This is a genomic window from Bacillus sp. es.034 (assembly GCF_002563655.1).
Lineage (GTDB): Bacteria > Bacillota > Bacilli > Bacillales > Bacillaceae_B > Rossellomorea.
The window spans coordinates 1,510,357-1,528,061 of sequence record NZ_PDIY01000001.1 but is presented as its reverse complement, the minus strand read 5'-3'; the positions used below and the strand labels follow the sequence as shown (position 1 = coordinate 1,528,061).

Annotated in this window: 10 protein-coding genes; 3 read left to right on the top strand and 7 right to left on the bottom strand. The window is 41.5% G+C overall.

The window, feature by feature from the left end:
* Positions 1–69 precede the first annotated feature (69 nt).
* The gene (locus ATG71_RS07655; protein ID WP_098439106.1) at positions 70–1,296 is read left to right on the top strand and encodes a helix-turn-helix domain-containing protein; all 1,227 of its coding nucleotides are present in this window, start codon (positions 70–72) and stop codon (positions 1,294–1,296) included.
* Positions 1,297–1,350: 54 nt separating this feature from the next.
* Here ATG71_RS07655 and ATG71_RS07650 read toward each other — a convergent pair whose 3' ends face one another.
* The 4 genes from ATG71_RS07650 to aspA all read right to left on the bottom strand — a co-directional run bounded on the left by ATG71_RS07650 (position 1,351) and on the right by aspA (position 13,592).
* On the bottom strand, positions 1,351–5,523 hold the full coding sequence (locus tag ATG71_RS07650) for a S8 family serine peptidase (RefSeq protein WP_098439105.1): 4,173 nt from the start codon (positions 5,521–5,523) through the stop codon (positions 1,351–1,353).
* A gap of 581 nt (positions 5,524–6,104) precedes the next feature.
* Entirely contained in the window at positions 6,105–10,253 is a 4,149-nt protein-coding gene (locus ATG71_RS07645; RefSeq protein WP_179886489.1) for a S8 family serine peptidase, read from the bottom strand.
* A gap of 158 nt (positions 10,254–10,411) precedes the next feature.
* Entirely contained in the window at positions 10,412–11,719 is a 1,308-nt protein-coding gene (locus ATG71_RS07640) for a helix-turn-helix domain-containing protein (protein ID WP_098439103.1), read from the bottom strand.
* Between the two features lie 442 nt (positions 11,720–12,161).
* A complete protein-coding gene (aspA, locus tag ATG71_RS07635) occupies positions 12,162–13,592 on the bottom strand; it encodes an aspartate ammonia-lyase (protein ID WP_098439102.1) in 1,431 nt (476 codons plus the stop codon).
* 247 nt (positions 13,593–13,839) lie between these two features.
* On the opposite strand from aspA, the gene ATG71_RS07630 reads away from it, so the two are divergent.
* Both ATG71_RS07630 and ATG71_RS07625 read left to right on the top strand, forming a co-directional pair.
* Positions 13,840–14,205: a cytochrome-c oxidase gene (locus ATG71_RS07630; RefSeq protein WP_098439101.1), complete on the top strand. Its 366-nt coding sequence runs from the start codon at positions 13,840–13,842 to the stop codon at positions 14,203–14,205.
* Positions 14,206–14,350: 145 nt separating this feature from the next.
* Positions 14,351–14,773: a VOC family protein gene (locus ATG71_RS07625; RefSeq protein WP_098439100.1), complete on the top strand. Its 423-nt coding sequence runs from the start codon at positions 14,351–14,353 to the stop codon at positions 14,771–14,773.
* A gap of 58 nt (positions 14,774–14,831) precedes the next feature.
* Here the strand turns inward: ATG71_RS07625 and qoxD are convergent, their stop codons facing one another.
* From qoxD to qoxB, 3 genes are read right to left on the bottom strand one after another with little or no spacing between them, the layout of a single operon-like run.
* Complete coding sequence (gene qoxD / locus ATG71_RS07620) at positions 14,832–15,128, bottom strand: cytochrome aa3 quinol oxidase subunit IV (protein ID WP_098439099.1); 297 nt, start codon at positions 15,126–15,128, stop codon at positions 14,832–14,834.
* A complete protein-coding gene (qoxC, locus tag ATG71_RS07615) occupies positions 15,128–15,739 on the bottom strand; it encodes a cytochrome aa3 quinol oxidase subunit III (RefSeq protein WP_060672611.1) in 612 nt (203 codons plus the stop codon). The genes qoxD and qoxC overlap by 1 nt, the downstream gene beginning before the upstream one ends.
* Before the next feature lie 2 nt (positions 15,740–15,741).
* Positions 15,742–17,703 carry a cytochrome aa3 quinol oxidase subunit I gene (gene qoxB / locus ATG71_RS07610; protein ID WP_098439098.1) on the bottom strand — a complete coding sequence of 654 codons (1,962 nt, stop codon included), beginning with the start codon at positions 17,701–17,703 and terminating at the stop codon, positions 15,742–15,744.
* Positions 17,704–17,705 lie beyond the last annotated feature (2 nt).

Here is a 17,705-nt window from a genome sequence, read left to right as displayed (position 1 = left end):
GGCTTTGTTGATACCTTGAATGTTAGGTATTTATTCATTACTATTCTTTCAATTATGGAGTGGATGTGCATGGATAAAGGGAAAATCATTAAATTTTATCGTCAGAAAGCCAAACTAACACAAGAACAGCTTGGAAACGGGATTTGCTCAAATACACATGTTAGTAAAATCGAACAGGGGAAAACGGATTATTCTTCAGAAATCACCTCTTTGTTTTCTAAACGGCTCGGGATTAATATTGAAGAGGAGTTAACGCGGTACCAAAATATCAAGAGGCTCCTTCACTGTTGGCATGATGCGATGATCAGAGAACGCGATGAAGAAATCGAATCGATAAAAAATAAATTGGAGAAAGAACCATTACTAACAATCAGTGATTATCAAGTTCTTTATGAACTCCTGAATGCAAGATACCATCTACTGCACCATGAACTAAAACAGGCTGATAAAATCATAAAAGCTGTAAAAAAGAATCATAAACATTTGCCTCCGTACGAAAAAAATTTACTCAAGCATTTATCAGGGATGTATTACTTGTCCAAGAAAGATGTAGTAAAAGCACTCGCTGCCTTAGGAACAATTAACATTGAAGAGTATAATAATGAAGAGTACTTTTTAACCTTAGCTGCCTCCTACTTTGCATCAGGCTCAAAAGTAATGGCTTATTACTATGCAGAAAAGTCATTACGATTTTTTATCAATAGTAATAACCTGCTTATGATGATCGATGCCGAAATAATTATGTTGAAGACGCGTGAATGTAAAGGGCACAATGATTTTCAACAGAAAGTCGAACAATATGACGCGTTAATTCAAACATGCGATTTATGTCATGCTTTTGACAAGAAAGCACAGGTGCTGCATAACTTTGCTTATGAATACTATAATCGAAGCGAATATGTATCCGCAAAAAGACTGTACGAACAATCCATGAGCCTGAAAGAAAAAAACTCAACATGCTATTTAACCTCTCTTGAAGGATTCATCCGGAGCAGTTATTACGGTCATTCATTAACAAGTAATGAACTAGAAAAGCTTGTATACGAAGGGATTTCCATTGCAAGGGCCCTCAATGAATATTTATATACTATCAGTTTTAAACTTCTCCAACTTCTACTACATAACCAACATACTAACTATTATAACTACCTCATCACTAACGCCCTCCCCTACATGAAGAAACGTGGTTATGTATCGTTGGTCCAACAATATGAAAAGGAACTTTTTCATTATTACATAGAAACAGAAGAAACCCATAAGGCTCTTGAGCTTGCTACAAAAGTTTTTTCTGATTAATTAATAATGGAAAATAAATGCCAGGGATGCACCCCTGGCATTTATTTGTGTTCACTAATTTAATGTTTCAAGACCAATTGAACGGAATAATTTTTCCAACGTAACCTTGCCATGTTTTTCTTTTGGTTTTTTATTCTCTTTGGCATCAGGTCCTTTTTCCAAGAAATTTTTCTCGATTAAGCGAAGGTCGGTTTCATCTACTTTTCCGTCTTGGTTTATGTCTCCCTTGTCAACCCCTACATTTTCTTTTCCGTATGAGAAAACGGAGATGATCGCGTCTTGGATATCAACCATCTTGTCACGATTCACATCACCAGCCTGAGCTTTGTCCATATCAACGTACTCTCGTACACCGGCTAGTTCTCCATCGAACTCTTTTACTAGTTTCGTCGATAACTTGCTCGAGAGATGACCTGGTACCTCCACATAGATATCATACTCCTTATCTGATAACGGAAGGTTATCGATTGTAAAGCGTCCATTATCAAAAATTTCAGATGCTTCATAGGTTTCACCATCCGCCGCTTTTGCATATACTTTCGCACCAAGCTTAGAATAGTCGATTGAATGATCCAATTGTCCATTTTCTTTATAGAAAGCTTCAGGCTCAATCATTCCACTCACTTCAGAATGTCCAGCTAGAATCCTAAATGACTTGTCTTTTAATACTCGGATAATAGAAGGATCAGAATCTGATGTTTTCTTATACTTAAAAGAACGCGTTTCAAATGTCATGTCCTGCGGGGCGTAGGATTCGTCACCAATGACTTTGAACGTGACATCTAAGAATGGCAGATCTTGATCGAATTTCAACTCATTTTGGTCAATCGAAGCCCCTACTTTGACTTTCATTCCAGAGTAATCTTCAGTGACTGTCGGTTCAGATAAGTTAACTGATGCCCCTTTTTGCTCAGCGTATTGCTTAAATTCCTCATTGACTTTGACATTTTCAAACTCAAACAAACTTTTATAAAAAGGAATGCTGAATTCCCCGGAGGCTAGCTGCTGAACATTGTTCAAATTCAATGTCATCGTAATTTCGTCACCCAGACGAAGCTTATCTTTATCATAATTTGGAACCACATATTCTGTTCCTTCTTTTATGAACATGTAGTTCTTAATGCCTCCTGGATATTCTTCGGATGCTGTAGCATTATTAAAGGCAAACACATTGGTATCTAAATAGGTCATGCTGTCAATTCTTTCCTTCATAGCAGGGAATCTAAAGTTTCCTTCACTATCCAGGTTAAGAAATAAATGATTATAGAAGTTGTATTCCCACCAAAGTACACCATGGATTGATTGATCAATATTGATACCTTTCTCTTTGAGCTTGTCGACGGCATCATCGTATACATTTCCATGTACCCATATTGCTTGGCCATCATATCCATCTTCGGCCGTATACATTGAATCATTTACTTCATACAGGCCAGGTTCCATGGATAGTTCCACTTTTGGAGAAGTATTGTCAATCATAACAATGTCGTCCTTACTATATGCTTTACCCTGCTCATCATACCCGATCATTTCAAACGTATAAATACCTTGCGGCAATTTCACCTTTTCCTCAGAAACTGGCTGGGAAGGATCATTGGTGAATGGGTATACCAGTCCAGTAAACATTTTATCGCCCCAATAATCAATACCAGTCATTAAATGGCTTGCATCGATGGTCCCCATAAATCCAATTGCTTCCCCGGATTCATCTCTCACCAACATATCAATCGTCTTTAATGGGCTTGATAAATTGATGATTGCATTGGTATATGGCGTCGTATACGGATGCATATTGACGGGGTCATTTGTAATCATCGGTCTTGTCAATTCCATCTTCTCAAATCCTTTATCTGTTACACGGATGGCAAAAGGGATTTGGTAGTTCTCTTCTTCATTTTTCGAATTGACAAGGTGAATGTATCCTTCATAACGTCCGATTTCCGCAACTTCTGAAACACGAATAACCGGCTCAATTGCTGCAGATTTTCCTGCTTCTACAGATATCGTATCGGGCATCGTTACTTCTACCCCATTTTTGCCGGCATCTTGAATCTGTCCCTTAGCCGGTAAAAATTCAACATTTGTGATAAATTCCTTCGTATCTTTTTCATTTAAATTTTGAATGACTACTTTTCTGCTGTCTTCAATATGTCCTTCTCCCTCTTTAAAGTGAGTGCCAAAAGCAATGGAACCCGTTTCTTCATCGATTTCGACAAGGCTGCCATCTTGTTCATGCATCGTTTTGTCCAGAACCTTCACCAATGTATCCGCATGGGCTGCCTCATGAACATCAATCCGGCCAGCGCCAACTTCATTAACGGAATAGTCACCATTCATTTCATCAGCAGTATTCATCAACGCTTCCTTCACTTCAAAAGGTGTGTATTCGGGATGAGCTTGCATGATGAGTGCTGCAGCACCTGTTACGTGAGGAGAGGCCATTGATGTTCCACTTAGAAGGCCATATGCAGTATCATAACTTTCTCCCTCTTCGGGATGATTGATAAACTCAGGAAAAGTTGAGGATATCGCCACACCTGGTCCAACGACATCTGGTTTAACGTCATCATTCCCGTGAGCTGGCCCTCTCGAACTGAATTCCGCTAAATGATCTCCCCCTGTCTTGACGCTTCCTAATGACTCAAAGGTAATTTCTGCTTGTGATTTCAGTTGTTCCCCTTCAGCCTTTGATAGGCGGAAAGCAGGTATATAATTAGTCCCTTTGCCTATAAAAGCTTCTATTTCACCATCCACATTGTTATAAATAATCGCCGCTTTAGCACCTGCATCTTTTGCGTTTTGCACTTTTTCATCGAAAGTAATGAGGCCGCGTTCTATGAACGCTACCTTACCAGCTACATCAACATCTTTAAAATCGCTTTGTGTCCCGATCCCCACTTCAGCAATTGGAAGGGTCATATTCTGGAGGTCTTCCAAGTTATCTGTGAAATTTTGTGCTAACAGCTTCATATCCTTAATTTCTTGATCTCCCGAATTGGCAGTAATGGTCGGGATCGTTACTGACACATCGCTGGCACCAACTGTTATTCCTAATGCAGACGATCCTGGAGATCCCAGTGTTTTTTCATTAGGGCCTGTGTTACCTGCCGCAACGACCGTAACCACACCAGAGAGCATGGCATTGTTAACCGCTATAGACGACGGATTAAGAGGGTCATTAATATTCGACCCTAGAGACAGGTTGATAACATCCATACCATCTGTTACTGACTTGTCAATCCCTGCCATTACAGCAGCGGTCGATCCACTTCCATATGGACCCAACACTCTGTACACATAAAGATCGACATCAGGGGCTACCCCCTTTACGGCCGCTGGAGAGCTGTTTTCCTTGGATGCCGCGATGGACCCGGAAACGTGTGTTCCATGGTATGTATAATAACTGGAACCATTGAATTCAGGCTTCCCGGAATCCTTCCACTCTTGATAAGTCGCCTCCATCGGATCTGAATCATTATCGACAAAATCGTATCCGCCTTTATAAGAGTCTTTTAAATCCGGATGGTTATAGTCAATACCTGTATCAATAACCCCTACTTTAATCCCTTCACCTGTAATATTCTCTTGGTGAAGCTTGTCCGCACCAATTTGTGAAAGACTGTCATCTGCATGGGTTGGAGTCCCTGAATTCATTTCTTTTGCCTCTTGTGGGAGATCAAGCTTAACTTCATTATCCTTCCATACTCGTTTCACGACTCCTGTACTGAGCAGCTCTTGAACTGCCCTTGCCGGCAACGTCATCGCTACCCCATTGAATGCTGCGTGGAATTCTTTCGTTATCTTGGCATCTTCCATTTTTTCATCATCTGGCCTATTTAATTTTTTGACCTTTTTCCACTCTTTTTTAAACGTATCATGCTCGCTTTCTGCTTTTTCTTTTGCAGAAGATAAAGACATTTTTTTCCCTTTGACAGCTTGCTTTGCAACTTCTACTTTTGCAGGAGCCTGATTAAATTCGACGATTACGTCAACCATTTCAGAGCTATTTTGGTTTATCTCGGGTGATATGGTGAAACCAGGCGAGATTTCCAGCTCTTTCAATGCCTTCCTTTGCTGATCCGTTAAGTTCATCAACATCTGCTCTATATTTTTCTGTTTATTCTGAAAATTTCGCTCAGCAATTGCTCCTGATGGCAAACCTGCAGAAACCAGCAAACTAGCAATTAACGTGCCCTTAAATATGGGTTTAAGCCTTTCTGTCTTCATACTATTCCCCCTGATTGTCTTTAATGTTTAACACTACTAATTAACGGGTGACAAAAGAGACATACAACCAACCAACTAATAAATAAATCTATTCAATGTAATGGGTACCCTAGTTCAAATTTTATATAATCTTCCATATTGGGACAATGGGGGGAATTGTCCTGTTGCATCCATGCATTACAGAAGGAACGGTTCATATTTGACATTTGTTCATGCATCGGTGGATAATTTTGTAGTAAAAATGATCCAGGAGATTTCGAGGTTTTAGAACTATTCGTTTGGAAGTGTGTAATAGTGCATTTCCTCTGCAATAACACGTTAGCAACGAAATTGAGAGCTAATAAAAATTAACATATTTTCAAAAAAACATATTCTTATTAAGCAACAAATATCCACTGATCCGTGAGTATGGTAGTAGGCAAGAGGACCAACAAACTCCTATAAAATTCCCTCCCTTTTTAGATAAAAACGGAAATCTCCTTTAAAATACGCTATCTATTCGATCAGTCTGTCCTGCTACCCACTAGATATATTTCACTCCACAAAAAGAGCAACGACCCATTGGCCATTGCTCTATTTCCTTACTGAATATTTAATTCCTCCAACACACTTTCTAATGTTTCTCCATTTTGTGTTTTCAGAGGTTCTGGAGAGTTATCCATCCAAGGATTTTGCATCATGTAATTATTGATGACAAATTGCATATCCTTTCCGTCTACTACTCCATCAAAGTTAATATCTGCTTCGCGTTTGTCTGTGTCCCAGTTTGATTGAATGGAAAGCGCGTCTTTCACATCAATCACATTATCTTGGTTCACATCTCCAGCAGGTGCAGGTTCAGGAAAGATTGCTTTCCCATAAGGTTTCACTTCACCATTTTCTATCAACCCGATTGTAAATGTTTTCTTCACCTTGAAATGTCCCGGCGTCTCCACCTCGAAAGTGAATGGTTTGTCCGTTAGTGGTAATTTAGCTGAGAAGAAAGCAGTAGTCGTATAGTTTTCTATTCCAAAACCGTTTGGATATTCTTTTCCTGCTTCATCTGTCACTTTTACTTTTGTGCCTGCTTTTACATAATCAAATTGTGTTAATGGCTCATCTGGTACCCAAGGATTCTTAAATGCTTCAGGAAATACATGCGATTTCAAAACCGAGTACGTCCGCTCTACATGGTAAGGGATACTAATACCACTGACGGATTTCATCGTATCATCTATGTTGGTATATGATACATCGAATTGATTAAAAGTTGTATCCAACGCGTTAGAATCCTCGTTTACTTTGTATGTGATGTCTACCATTGGAACCTTTCCTGATACCCCTGTTTGTCCAGCATCACCTGTTACAGTTGCGGTAATGGTCGTTTTCACCATCGTCTTTCCGTCGATGGTTACATCCGAATTTACTGTTTGAATATCCAGTTTTCCATTCAATGTTGCGTGGGGGTTAATGCTTATTACATCTACGTTCGATGGATTCACAAAGGAATACACCGCTTGCTTCATGTTTGTCATATTGTTCATCGAAAGGGTAACGGTCACCGAATCGCCCGCAGTTACCTTCTTTTCATCTGGAATAGCTGTTCCATACTGAGTCCCTTGTTTCACATAATATACCTGTTTATAACTAGAATAGTTCCTGACTGTTGCCATATTTTCTGCATACATTTTCACTGGCAGCACTGAAACACCCGGGATCAGTGAAAGTTCTGACGTAAAATTTCCGTCAGCGTCTAATGGAACTTCGGTGCTGTATCTACCAAACTCGTAAACAAACTTATTATTAGCTTGAGACACATCCATACCGCCGGCTTTCATTTCTTCTACACCTGGATCGTAAACAGAACCGTTTAATGGTAACGTTGTTTGATCCGGACTATATTCTACTACACCAGAGTCTACGTTGAGATCGAGGGCTGGCTGGGTAACGCTATAGTAAACCGGGGCATCTGAGGTAAAGGTTTTCCCTTGATCATTTGTCCCTACCATTCTGATATTGTATAGTCCCGGATCGGTTTGTTCCTTATCATACGCGATTGGCTGATCTGGATTTCCTGTTAACGGATGGTAATAACCTTCGTTCAGCACACCTCTTAGATAGTATTCAATATTTTCATCGGCACCCATTCCGTCAAATGAACCAAGAAAACCGATTTCTTTGTTCGTTTTTGGATCGACAAGGAAGAGATCCATTGAACGCATATGAGATTTCAATTGGAAATTAAGGCCGACTGACCATCGGATGCCATTATAACCAGCCTCGACAGCGGTCGTAAAAGCAGGCGGATTTACCTCAATATGATCAATGCCTTCTTCTGCAGTATGAATGCCAAATGGAACACGATACGTTTCATCCGGATTTTCTTTATTTGTATACACCACATAGCCTTCATAGTTTCCTATATCAGCCGTTTTCGGAACTAACATGGTAACCGCAGTTTTCTTTTTCTTACCTGCCTTCACTTTCAGTGTGTCCTTTGTCTCCACGGTGACACCGTTGGCCTTCGCATCGTTTGCCACACGGGAATAATCGTTATCAAACCTTTTTCCAAGAGTTTGGAATTCGACCTTCACGTCGAACGTTTTCGTTTCTTCGCTGCTGTTGTACAGTGTGACCGAACGTGTCTCTCTTATATGCTTTCCATTGACAGTCTTAGCACCAAAGCTAAGGGCACCTGTCGTCTCTTTAATCGTTTGGATTCCCTCATCTGAAAGAGTCGACGCTCCTCCATCACTCGTTTTCGTCTCGTCACTTACTTGAATATTTGCTTGTGCATGAATCGCTTTATACGGATCCACACGACCTGCGCCAACTTCAAATACGCTGTAATCTCCATTTAATGGAGCTGCCGTATTCATGAGCCTTGTTTTGATCTCGGCAGGCGTCATGTCAGGGTCAGTTTGTTTTAATAGTGCCGCAACCCCTGCAACATTTGGCGATGCCATGGAGGTACCGGATAAACGTTCATAAGCATTTTTATAGTTCCCGATTTGGTCTTCTCCATGCACATAGGATGGTACCGTAGATAATACTGACACCCCGGGTGCCGTTACTTCAGGCTTTATATCATATAAGACGCGGGAAGGGCCACGTGAGCTGAAGTCAGCTAGAACGTCCCCTCCGGTCACAACTGGATCACCTAACTCATCAAAGGAGAACGTTTCACTCCCAGAAGCCAGAGCTTCCTTCATTGCGGCTCCTTGTTCATCGCTTATAGAGAATACAGGAAGAGAGTCAAAACCTTCTCCTAAATACACATCTTCCAACGGATAGGCGTTATATAATAGAAGAGCTTTCGCCCCACCTTTTTTCGCATTATTGATCATAGAACGAAGATCAATATAACCACGTGTGGCAAGAATCACTTTCCCATTCAAATCTTTGTCAGAATAAGAACCGTTTTCTCCATCTACAACTTGCAAATTTTGTCCTTCTAATTCTTCTAATTTATCATCGAACCCTCTGGCAATTAGCTTTAAATTCGCTGATACATTTTCATCTGCATGGAGCGTTCCTGTAAATGTCGGAATCGTGACGGATGTGTCACTCGCCCCGACAGTAAGCGCCAATGGAGAGGTACCAGGTGAACCAAGTGTATACATTCCATTTCCTGAGTTTCCTGCTGACACTACTGCCGTTACACCTGCCAGCACAGCATTGTTAACGGCAATACTTGTCACATAGAGCGGGTCGTTGTAACTTGCCCCAAGGGACATGTTAATGACATCCATATCATCTTCCACTGCTTGATCAATCCCGGCTAAAATCGCCCCCGTACTGCCTGTGCCTTCAGGACCTAATACACGATACGCATAAATATCAGCATCCGGCGCTACACCGGTTACTGCATAGTCAGATTCGTTCTTACCTTGTCCGGCAATGATTCCTGCTACATGCGTTCCATGCTCCGTATAATATGGCGATCCAGACCATGGCTTCCCTGCTTTCACCCAATCATCATAGGTTGTTTCCATCGGATCATTATCGTTATCTACAAAATCATATCCGCCTTTATAGGCCTCTTGTAAATCAGGGTGATCATAGTCGATTCCAGTATCTAAAATCCCTACCTTCACACCTTCTCCGGTAAAGCCTTCATGATGGAGTTTTTCAATACCTGGAAAAGTGGTATTCGTATGCGTTACTTCCTTCTGCTTCGATTCTTCTTCTGTGACAGGCGGCTCGATGTGAACTTCCTTATCACTCCAGACAGCCTTCACCGCCTCAGAATCAAGCAGTGCTTTTGCCTTATTGGCTGGGATGGTCATTGCCACACCATTAAAGGCATGCTTGTAGGCCTGCTTGATTTTGAATGGGGATTTCTTTTGTTTCAAATCATTCTTGAAAATCGTTTGAAGATCTTTCTGGAAGGTTTCATGTGCTGCGTCTACTTTTTCTTTTGCTTTCGTCTTAGACAGTTTTTTTCCTTCTAACTCCGCTACCAGCACCGCTGTCTTTTCCGGCTTATCCTTAAATTCTACAATGACAGAAATAGTATCGTTACTCTTTTGATCTACCTCTGGAGAGAGTTGCAGTCCTCCCTGGTCATTCGTTTGTAATTGTTTAATCGCTTGACGCTGCTCTGGAGTCAGCTTTGACAGTACTTGATCAATGTTTGAAGATGGCTTTGCATGAACGTGGTGAGTTAGTGAAGCTGGTGCAATACTACTGCCTACTAAACCAGCACTGAGTGCCAACAAAGTGACATTTTTAGTCATTCTCTTTTTCATCCGCCTTTTCCCTTCTTTCTTCATTTGTTATATTCATACTATTTAAATTTGATAGAATATAACTTTTGCAAAATTTCATCAAATTCAGTTTTTTTATTAAGAGAGTTTCAGTTTGTCATTTTTTTAAATCACCTATTCTTACTTAATTACTAGGAATATTAAGTAGATATAGATTGGTTACGTCGCTGTGTATAACTATATTCATTTATTTCTTCGTGTTCATTTATACCTAAGAGTTGTATGTATTTGTTTCTTTGGTCACCTGTCGCATGGTGCCTGTATCTCCAATAAATGAGAAGACATTTTTTAAATCTCTCTATATTACCTATTTGGTTTGCTGTATTCGCCACATTTAATAGTTCATCCAATCCTTCCGGCAATAAAAGGGTTTCACACTGGTACAGAGCATAGGCATATCGAAAATCTAAATTCACCTTCTGTTTCAGCCACAGTTCTCCACCAATTGGCATGTCATCAAGGATATGTTGATACCATTCCAAGAGCCATTTCGCATCTTCTATACGTTTCAATTGAACATATGCCTCTAGCACTTTTGGTAAACCAACATATAGATCATCTCTATCTTCTAACCAGGCAAGATACTCATCTGCATACTCCAAGTGGCCAAAATCTAAATAAGCAGCAAACCGGTTCCCAGCAGCTATTTCAGCGAAATATTCGTTTTCCTGAGCGTATCGGACAATAAGAGCCAATACTTCTTCAAGTGAACCACCCAGCCGTACCAATGCAAAACTTTTATACATCAGGGCTCTTGCATAATACTCACCCTCCTTGTTCATGCTTTCCAATCTCTCCGCGTAATAAAGAACTTCTTTCCATTGCTCACGTCGATAGTAATAAGCTGTAATCCATAAATACGCTTCCATTCTAACTTCTCTCGGTAAACACATCAGGTGCTCTAACACATGCGTTAGGGCTATTTGTGCATTCTCAGTCATTCTCACTATATAAAACCGCCTAAAATAACTAGTTGCCAGTTGTTCTGAAAAATCATTCGGTTCTTTTTCAACAATCAACTCATATAGAGGTAATGCCTTCTCTTCTTTGTTGGTATTAAACAGCTTTTCCGCGACGGAAAAAATGTAGGTCAAATAGGTTGAACGGACCGTATCTGACGATTCTGCCCCCATGGCAAGCAACAGAGCACGTTTCTGCTCCTCGTAACCAAGCGTTATGCACTTATACAGGAACTGGATACTTCTGCGTTTATCCAATAGTTGGTGCTCATTAAAGCATTCCTCTACATAAAACGGATAAAGAGAACCTTCCACTTGCCCGAGAGCAGCTGTAATGGCATCCAGATGTTTTAGTGAAAGTGGTTGCTTGTGATTAAAAATCCGACTGATGTCACTCATATGAATCCCCGATCGTTGTGCTAAGTCTATCTTTCTCCACCCCACCTTTTCCATCGAGTGCTGAATCTCCTGAAACAACGTTGCATTCATTTTTCTCACCTGCTATTCGCATTCTGATTCTTTCTCATTTTGTGCACGCTATACGACGATAAAACTTCATTCTTCACTATCCAGATCGTTTCCATTTCATTCTATTATGATTTGATATGATTTTATTTCTGAGGAATTTCATCAAATTGATTGGTCACTTATTTAAAAAAACTCCATTCTTCAAGACTGGCTGTTGTTCTGAAGAAAAAACGTGAAATATCAAATCGAGAGGATAAGGTCATACCCTTACCGGAAACAACTGCTCTTACATAAGTTGAGGATAATTTGTTGGAGAAGTCTAGTGGACTGCCGGAGGGGATTACTTAGCACAAAAAAGAGATGCCCTTTAGGACACCTCCTTCATTTCTTGTTATTCTTCTAATTCAAGTCCAATTGAACGGAATAATTTTTCCAAAGTCACATTAAATCTTATTTTCATTTTCTATGCCCGATCAAATAACACTCTTCCCGCAATCCCCGGATTCGTCATTTCATAAGGATTCAAGATCAAATCAAGCTCTTCCTCTGTCAGAACATCGTACTCAAGACAAAGCTCCCTTACCGATTTCCCTTTCAGGATCGCTTCCCTGGCGATCCGGGAAACGACTTCATATCCCAGATGAGGGTTAACCGCAGTAATGATCCCCACACTATTTTCAACATATTCCTTCATACGTGTCTCATTCGCTTCAATCCCGACAAGACAGTTGTCTGTAAAACTTCTGAACGCATTGTTCATGATACTGATAGATTGAAGGAGGTTGAATACAAGTACTGGCTCCATGACGTTCAGTTCAAGCTGGCCGGCTTCAGAGGCCAATGAGATGGTCTGATCATTCCCCATCACCTGGAAGGCCACTTGATTGATCAGTTCCGGCATGACCGGATTCACTTTACCCGGCATGATGGAAGAGCCCGGCTGCCTAGATGGAAGTGAAATTTCACCAAGTCCGGCACGAGGTCCCGAAGCCATCAAACGCAGGTCATTGGCGATCTTGGACATGTTCGTCATACACACCTTCAATGCAGCCGAAACTTCTGTGTAGGCATCGGTATTTTGTGTCGCATCTACCAGATGTTCAGCCCCTGTTAGTGGCAACCCGCTGATATCAGCCAGGTGCTTCACGACACTCTTGATATAAACAGGATCCGCATTCAAACCGGTTCCTACAGCGGTTGCCCCCATATTCACTTCATAGAGATGATCACGGGTACGCCCGATGCGCTTGATATCCCGTTCCACTACTCGGCTGTATGCTTCAAACTCCTGTCCTAGGCGAATTGGTACCGCATCCTGCAGGTGGGTACGTCCCATTTTAATGACGGGATCGAACTCCTTGGCTTTTTGTCTGAAGGCTTTCAGCATATGCTCCATCGTGTCCAGAAGCTTCTCCAATAATTTCAGAGTGGAAATATGGATGACCGTCGGGAATACGTCATTGGTTGACTGTGACATATTCACATGACTGTTCGGGCTCACCTTCCCATATTCCCCTTTACGATGGGACATGAGTTCCAAAGCCCGGTTGGCAATGACTTCATTGGCATTCATATTGATCGACGTACCTGCCCCTCCCTGGATCGGATCGACGATGAAGAATTCATGAAGCTTGCCTTCCAGGATTTCATCAGCAGCCTGCACGATGGCTTGACCGATTCCGTCATAAAGGCGTGTCGTTTCCATGTTCGCAAGTGCCGCCGCTTTCTTTACGACTGCCAGGGCATCGATCATCTCTTTATGAATTTTATATCCCGTAATCGGAAAGTTTTCCACTGCCCGTAACGTTTGTATTCCATAATACACATCTTCAGGTACCTCTTTTTCCCCGAGGAAATCTTTTTCTATTCTAAATCCACTAGTGACGTTTATCATTTCTCTACTCCCCATATTTGGATTGTCTCTCTAATTGATGATTCTATCAATTAGAGAGGGAGTAGGCAACGTTTTAGAGGGAAAACCATTAATTCCAAAAATTCTAAAAAAGCGCTTTCATAATAGTAATATGTTTCTCCCTTTTTTCAGGAAAAAGAAGGCTTTAATATATTGTTATTACACCATGATAGAACGTTCTACACGAGTCTAAATACTCATATATTACCAGTGAAGGAGGAGGATTCGTATGGGGATCAAACTGATTAAAATCTCAGTCATCTACTTTATGATCGGGGTATGTATCGGACTCTATATGTCCATGGTCCATGACTACACCCTGACCCCTGTTCACGTTCATATTAACTTATTGGGCTGGACGGCACTGACGCTTGCAGGTCTCATTTATCACTTATTCCCGGCTGTATCAAAAACGAAATTGGCCAAAACTCATTTTTGGCTCCATAATGTCGGATTGCCGCTTATGATGATCGGATTATTCCTGTTTGTACTTGGGAATGAAGCAGTCATCCCGGTCATTGCAACAGGCGGGGTCCTGACGACAGGTGGGATACTGTTGTTTGGCATCAATATCCTGAGAGAGTTAAAAGCTTAATACGCTCTTAAAATCCCTTTTGCCGGTTGGCAGGAGGGATTTTTGAAGTTTTATTTTTTGACTTTTCTAATTTTTATTATTTCATATGACTATAAAGATGGTAAAATACAGAAGAATACCCAACACAATTTTAGGAGTGATGTATATGTCGGTTAATGTTTACCTGAATTTCAATGGCAATTGCCGGGCAGCGGTGGAGTATTATGCTGAAGTATTTGAAACCGAACCCCCACAGATCATGACGTTCGCTGAGGCACCCCCACATCCTGACTATCCCCTGCCGGAAGAAGCAAAAAATCTGGTCCTACATACACGACTCACCATCGATGGCAGTAATGTCATGTTTTCCGATGTTTTTCCCAATATGCCTTTTGCAGAAGGTAACAACATCACCCTTGCCCTGGTAAGCGATGATCCTGAAAAATTGACGTCCCGTTTCCACAAGTTGAAAGAAGGCGGTAAGGTGGATATGGAGCTTCAGGAAACATTCTGGAGCAAGCTGTACGGTCAAGTCACCGATAAATTCGGCATTCAATGGCAATTTAATTACGAAGGTCATGAAGGGTAACAATACACGAACATAAAAAAAGAAGCTGTCGGGGGATCCCAACAGCTTCTTTTCTATTTTAATGCATATTGCTCATTACCCAGACAGATCCGGCTACGATGACAATCGCGATAAATGCCGCCGACATCATCTTACCCACCTGCCATTTACCTTCACCTTCCGTTACGTGCATGAACATGAAGAGCTGGATAGCAGCCTGTATGAAGGCAAGGACGAATACAATCGCTACGATCAGTTCATAGGCCATATTCGTATATAGTCCAAACCAGACGGCTAAGAACGTCAAGGCAATCGATAAAATAAATCCAATGATCTGAGTCCAAGGTAATCCACTATGATTCGTATGTTGTGACATTATCCCACCATCCCTAATAAGTAAACGCTTGTGAACACGAAGATCCAGACAAAGTCCAGAAAGTGCCAATACAAGCTGGATACAAATAGTTTTTTAGCGGTATCAGGATTCAAACCTTGTTTCTTCACTTGGAACATTACTAGGGTGATCCATAAGATCCCAACCGATACGTGGAGACCGTGCGTTCCGGTCAGTAAATAGAAGGATGACCAGAATGAGTTCGTCGTCATTGCTGCCCCTTCATGGACCAAATGGACAAATTCCGTGATTTCCAAGTATAGAAATCCTAATCCGAATAGTAATGTGATGATCAGCCAAACCATCATGGATTTGACATTTCTCTTTCGTAATTCATTTATTGATAAACCAGACGTGAAACTACTTATTAACAATAGTAGCGTCATGATAATCGTATTTTTCATATCAAACACTTCACTTGGAAGCGGTCCACCCATGGTACCGGCCTTCAGAGCGAAGAACGTTGCGAAAATCGTGGCAAATAAGGCAATCTCCGCACCCAGGAAAACCCAGAATCCGAATATATTCAGTTTACCAATATCAGACTGATATTCAAGCGGCGTGTTTGGATCTATATTTGTACTATGTGCCATGCTCACGCCTCCCTCTTATACGGATTTTCCGTTTTTTCAATTTCTTTTACGCTGACATAATATCCTTCATCTTGCTTATGAGACATTAATGAGCGATACGCCATACATCCGAAGATACCGATTAGTGCCAATATCGCCATCCAGAACAGTTCAAACACTAAACCAAATCCTGCGGCGAAGAATAATGCGGACATGATGAAAGGTGTCCCGGCGTTACTTGGCATGTGAATCGGTTGGTATTCAAAGTTATCAGGAATCATCTTTCTTCCTTCTTGCTTCATATCATAAAATGCATCATGACTCTTCACTTCAGGAACATGTGCAAAGTTGTAATGAGGGGCAATCGCCGAACTTGTTGCCCATTCAAGGGTACGACCATCCCACGCGTCACCTGTTGTTTCTCTCTTGGCAAAACGGAAGCTATAGTAGATTCCGTACACAAGAATCATGAATCCGACTCCCATTCCGAACGCTCCGACAGAAGAGATCATATTCAATGCCGTCCAACCGTCTTCAGGTCCGTATGTGTACACACGTCTCGGCATACCCGCGAATCCTAATACGAACTGAGGTAGGAAACAAAGATTGAAGCCGATGGAGAAGAACCAGAAAGTCCATCTGCCGATCCGTTCATTCATTTTATGTCCAAACATCTTAGGATACCAGTATGTGAGACCCGCGAAGCAGGCAAAGACAACCCCGGCGATCAGTGTGTAATGGAAGTGAGCTACCAGGAAGTAGTTATTGTGATATTGGAAGTCGGCCGCAGCCATTCCAAGCATAACCCCTGTCACCCCACCGATCAGGAATGTCGGGATAAACGCAACAGACCATAACATCGGTACAGTAAATTCAATCTTGCCTTTAAATAACGTACCCAGCCAGTTGAATATCTTGATTCCAGTCGGTATGGCAATCGCCATTGTTGTAATCGAGAATACACTGTTCACAGCGGCGTTTCCACCCATTGTAAAGAAGTGATGCACCCATACGACGAAGCTCAAACCTGAAATCGCTACAAGTGAGATAATCATAGATTTATAGCCAAATAATGTTTTTCTTGCGAAAGTAGCAATAATCTCTGAGAAAATACCGAAAGCCGGCAGAATTACAATATATACTTCCGGGTGTCCCCATAGCCAGAATAAATTGGCCCAAAGCATCGGGTTACCACCATCTGTCAGCGTGAAGAAGTGGGAACCAAATACACGGTCAAATGTCATCAATGCTAACGTGACAGTCAGAATCGGGAAAGCAAATACGATGATGAAAGCCGTGATCAACGTCGTCCATGTGAACATCGGCATACGAAGAAGCGTCATGCCAGGTGCACGCATCTTGATGATGGTGACGACAAAGTTGATACCCGTCAGTAACGTACCGATCCCCGATATCTGTAAGCCAAGCAGGTAATAGTTAATACCCGGTCCAGGACTACCTTCAATGGCAAGTGGTGCGTAGTTCGTCCAACCGGCATTCGGTGATCCACCGAACACGAAGGACATATTGAAAAGGATTGCCCCGAACATGAATGACCAGAAACTTAAGTTATTCAAGTAGGGGAAGGCTACGTCCCTTGCACCAATTTGCAAAGGAACAACCACATTCATCAATCCAAGTAAGAATGGCATCGCCATGAACAGAATCATGATCGTACCATGAGTCGTAAAGATTTCATTGTAATGCTCGGATGTTAAAAATGAATTATCCGGTACGGTCAGTTGTGCCCTCATCAAGAGTGCATCGACTCCTCCGCGGAAGAGCATGACAAGTGCAGCCAGGATATACATAATTCCGATTTTTTTATGATCAACGCTTGTGATCCAGTCGTTCCACAGCCATTTCCACTTTTTAAAATAAGTGAGGACTGCAACGATTCCGATTACGGTAAAAACGATCGAAATGTTGGCTCCTATAATCAACGGATCGTTAAGGATCAGATTATCCTTAATAAAATCAAACATTT

Excerpts from the sequence above, each read along its gene's own strand:
- ATG71_RS07630 (WP_098439101.1), top strand. The coding sequence starts at position 13,840 with ATGGGGATCAAACTGATTAAAATCTCAGTCATCTACTTTATGATCGGG.
- ATG71_RS07645 (WP_179886489.1), bottom strand. The coding sequence starts at position 10,253 with ATGAAAAAGAGAATGACTAAAAATGTCACTTTGTTGGCACTCAGTGCT.
- qoxB (WP_098439098.1), bottom strand. The coding sequence starts at position 17,703 with ATGTTTGATTTTATTAAGGATAATCTGATCCTTAACGATCCGTTGATT.
- ATG71_RS07655 (WP_098439106.1), top strand. The coding sequence starts at position 70 with ATGGATAAAGGGAAAATCATTAAATTTTATCGTCAGAAAGCCAAACTA.
- ATG71_RS07625 (WP_098439100.1), top strand. The coding sequence starts at position 14,351 with ATGTCGGTTAATGTTTACCTGAATTTCAATGGCAATTGCCGGGCAGCG.
- aspA (WP_098439102.1), bottom strand. The coding sequence starts at position 13,592 with ATGATAAACGTCACTAGTGGATTTAGAATAGAAAAAGATTTCCTCGGG.
- qoxC (WP_060672611.1), bottom strand. The coding sequence starts at position 15,739 with ATGGCACATAGTACAAATATAGATCCAAACACGCCGCTTGAATATCAG.
- ATG71_RS07650 (WP_098439105.1), bottom strand. The coding sequence starts at position 5,523 with ATGAAGACAGAAAGGCTTAAACCCATATTTAAGGGCACGTTAATTGCT.
- qoxD (WP_098439099.1), bottom strand. The coding sequence starts at position 15,128 with ATGTCACAACATACGAATCATAGTGGATTACCTTGGACTCAGATCATT.
- ATG71_RS07640 (WP_098439103.1), bottom strand. The coding sequence starts at position 11,719 with ATGAATGCAACGTTGTTTCAGGAGATTCAGCACTCGATGGAAAAGGTG.